Raw genomic sequence first — 3,422 nt, 5'->3', positions numbered from 1 at the left:
TTTTTTATCCATAATGTCTTTTTTTCTGTTTCTGATGAATAAATTTCAATCTGCAACCAAGCAACCTTGACATCTTGACTTAGTATCTTTATTTTAGTTTTTGTGTAAGGTTTACCGACCGTCGTATCCGAAGGTGCTTCTTTTTCTAGTCATTTTACTTGGCTAGTCTAGTTCAAAGGGCCTAAAGATGATCACAAATTACTTCGCTCTGGTAACAAATCCGCCTCGCGTAACCGAACATCAAGGCGATTCATTGTTTTCACATCCTCAATATTTTTAAAAAACGGAAAGTGATCGAGCGATACAATGACAGTGCCAACCTGTTTATCATTTTGATTAATAGGAATAATTTTATGCGCTTCTGGGTAATCCTTAGCATTAAGTGGCACTGGAATATAAACCAGTAGTGAGGTACCGATTCGTTTAGGAAATATAGCTTCAACTCTTTCCATCAAATCAATTTCAATATAGCTATCTGTAAATACGTTAGCCAATTTTGTTACAAAAGTGGTGATTTGCTTTAACAGCTGTAAATCTTCAAGTTTAGTGAAAAAAAAGTCAATATTAGAGCTAATCAGAGCGTCATCAAAAAATGATTTATCAACATTATAAGTAATAACCTGCCCGATACTTGTCGGTTCACCATCAATAAAAAAGATCTGCGTATCATTGTTCTTTTCAATTTTTTGGTAGGCTAAAGCAAGCTTTTTCATCCCAAAATCAGTAAAACCCTCAGGGCAGTAGACTAACTCTTCTTGTTTCGCTCTTATAGTGTTTTTAGATAAGTACCAATACATGTTTGAATCAAAACTGTCTTGATAAGCCTTTAAGCCATTTTCCAAACGTTGATAAAAATCAGTAAAGGGAAGTGTTGTTGTTTTTGGTAAATAAATTATAATACTAAACTGAATATTCTTTGATGCAATGTATTTAGTCATATTAATCTCCTTATGGTAATTATGATAATGGAACCCAAATTGCACTGATTGAAGGGTAAGAAGCCTTATTTAATATCTTCAAAAAAGCATTATAAGCAAGGGGGGTCATAAAAACCCAGCAACAACGAGCGTATGGATGAGCAGAACAAATTTTATCATGTTGTTCAGCTTGTTTTTTGAACCCCTCTATTTTTTCCTTACCCAATCGTTTTAATTCTGGCTGACCTGTTCGGGTATTAAATTTTGTTCGGCTAAACATCAAGGAGTCATAATTGGCTTTCATTTCAAGCAACAAACAAAAATTTTTCAGCCAACCATCGAAATCAGCTTTCCCTGCTGGACCGTTATACTTCCATTCTTTTATTTCTACCGATATTTTATTGGTTTTGGGGTTGCGATTTCTGATCCAATCAACCCCTGCCAAAGTTGTTTGATAGTCAGCAGATAAATCGCTCATATTTCGTCGAAACAAATTTGGGGTAATAAAAGGTTCAATCGAACACTGACAATGTTTTTTTTCTAACCTTTCCTTTTCAATTGCAAGCATTTTTTCGGCAAAAGTATTTTTTATTTGTTCTTTTTCATCATCGGTTAAACGATAGATACTATAATATTTGGCTGTTTTAATATCCTGTTGGAGCGATTCAATTTCTTTCTCGTAATCATAGATAAGTGTTAATAATTGCGCCTCTGTTAAGGCTGGGGTGATTGTTTCACCGCGCTTGAGTTTTTCAAGCTTTTCCTTGTACGGATTAATATAGTAGGTTTTTATCTCATTGATCTCGCTTTCTAATTTAGCGATTACCTCAGGAGTGTCGGGCTCTATATCGTCTTCTTCGGTTCTATCGATGACTTCGTTATCCGTTGGTATCGCCAATTTTACTGCGAGCATTGCTATAAGTACCATACTAAAAAGCTGCGGATTTTGATATAAAGGATAGAGATAAGCATTGTTTTTTTGATGTATATCCGAAATAGGCTCAGAGCTTATTTCATAACCTGGAGGATAATCGAGTATTTCCTTGCTAGTCTGATAAGCGATTATAGAAGCTCCCATTATCACTATTATTCTTTCCATAATAATAAATATCGGCATGATTGTTGTTCCTTAAAGTAAACCTTTTTGCTTTTTCTCTGCAATAATAAGCAAATCTTCATATTGTTTTTCTGGAATATGATCCTTTTTTTCAATCCAATCTTTAATTATTGGATTATTCTTATAACCCGGCGTTACAGCTTCACCATATAAAAATGCCTCGATAAGTGCTTCTTTCGTAAAACCGAGGGCAATAAGGTAGTTATAAGTTTCTTTTAATCGTCGAAATAACTTATTAATATCTTCGTCTGGTAAAGTTAAACGTTTATCATTTTTGATCTTATGCGTTACTTGCCAAAGGTACTCTTCATCTTCTTGTTGATATATTGCATCCATTTGTTCTTGAGAAAATTGCATTATAATTTACCTCTTATTAGTGAATAGTAATAATTATTATGAAAATAGAGCCAATCATTAATATTTAATGTAAATAATTTAAATTGCTCCACTGTTAGCACATTTTTTAGCTTATTTAAAACACGTGGATCGTAATAACGTAATAGCGCATTACGTTTATCTGGTAATCGTAAATGTAATTGGTGTTCTAGTTGGTTAAATAAATAATCTAATTTAAGCGTTGAAATTAACCACATAACCGATGGATATGTTCTTTCAAGCTCTAATAGTGAATTTTGTACATTTTTATCCACCTGCATAATATCAATAAGCCAAGGACCAGCAAAAGCAACTTCTTTATTATTTGGACGAATAAAAAGAGGTAATATACTTTTATCTTGGATAAGTTCATTTCGAAATAAGCGTTCATACTCTAGTCCATCGACTAAAGTATAAAGCGTCAGCTTATGTCTAGATTGCTTTTGTTGTTCTAAAAATGTTTGATAAGAAATATGCTTGTCTAACATTAATCATCTCCTAATATCACTAACATTTGTGCTTTTTCTGCGGCTCGTATCAAACACGACAAACAAATTTTTTCACTATTCTTTGTAGTGATGTTAGGTAATGTCGGAGATGTAATTGATTTTGTTGCCACCCCCATCTTCTGCAGCACATTACATTTAAGATAGATATTATCCTGTGTGCCCAGTTCAATGCCTTCACTGCTGATTTTGATATAAGAGCCACCGCAGATTAGCGTAAGGTTGTCTTTGGCGGTAATGGTGACTTTGCCATCCACGCTATCCACTTTAACATCTTGCTTGGCGGCCATATTAAGGTTGGCGTTTTGGGCTTGCAGGTCGATATCACCTTGGTTAGCAAATAGTTTCATGCCTGCTTGTTGGGCAAATAAGCCAAGCGCCTCACCCGATGAGAGGGTGACGTTTTTTAAGGCGTTGATGTCGGTTTGATTTTCACTGGTTAAGGTGAGGCTGTTAGCTGTCGATAGTTGGATATTTTCAGGGCTGGTTAGGGCGATGCCTTCTTGC

At 34.7% G+C, this 3,422-nt stretch carries 5 protein-coding genes; all 5 read right to left on the bottom strand.

The genetic code is table 11. The features are described from left to right. Window positions 1-191: 191 nt before the first annotated feature. Window positions 192-938, bottom strand: coding sequence for an Imm52 family immunity protein (locus B9N71_RS04925; RefSeq protein ID WP_085164520.1), 747 nt, complete (start codon window positions 936-938; stop codon window positions 192-194). Window positions 939-957: 19 nt separating this feature from the next. Continuing rightward, window positions 958-2,034 (bottom strand): Tox-REase-5 domain-containing protein, encoded by a 1,077-nt coding sequence (locus tag B9N71_RS04920; RefSeq protein ID WP_085164519.1) that lies wholly within the window; start codon window positions 2,032-2,034, stop codon window positions 958-960. Window positions 2,035-2,046: 12 nt separating this feature from the next. Further along, window positions 2,047-2,391, bottom strand: coding sequence for a hypothetical protein (locus B9N71_RS04915; protein WP_085164517.1), 345 nt, complete (start codon window positions 2,389-2,391; stop codon window positions 2,047-2,049). Continuing rightward, complete coding sequence (locus B9N71_RS04910; RefSeq protein WP_085164515.1) at window positions 2,391-2,897, bottom strand: DUF4123 domain-containing protein; 507 nt, start codon at window positions 2,895-2,897, stop codon at window positions 2,391-2,393. Before B9N71_RS04910 ends, B9N71_RS04915 begins: the two co-directional genes overlap by 1 nt. Further along, window positions 2,897-3,422, bottom strand: a 526-nt coding sequence (locus tag B9N71_RS04905) for a DUF2345 domain-containing protein (RefSeq protein WP_143422035.1), incomplete at its 5' end; no start/stop codon positions are given. The genes B9N71_RS04910 and B9N71_RS04905, both read right to left, overlap by 1 nt.

This window comes from Gilliamella bombi (assembly GCF_900103255.1).
GTDB classification, from domain to species: Bacteria; Pseudomonadota; Gammaproteobacteria; order Enterobacterales; family Orbaceae; genus Gilliamella; species Gilliamella bombi.
Note: the sequence above shows the minus strand (reverse complement) of the source record. Positions and strands in the feature narration are given on the sequence as shown.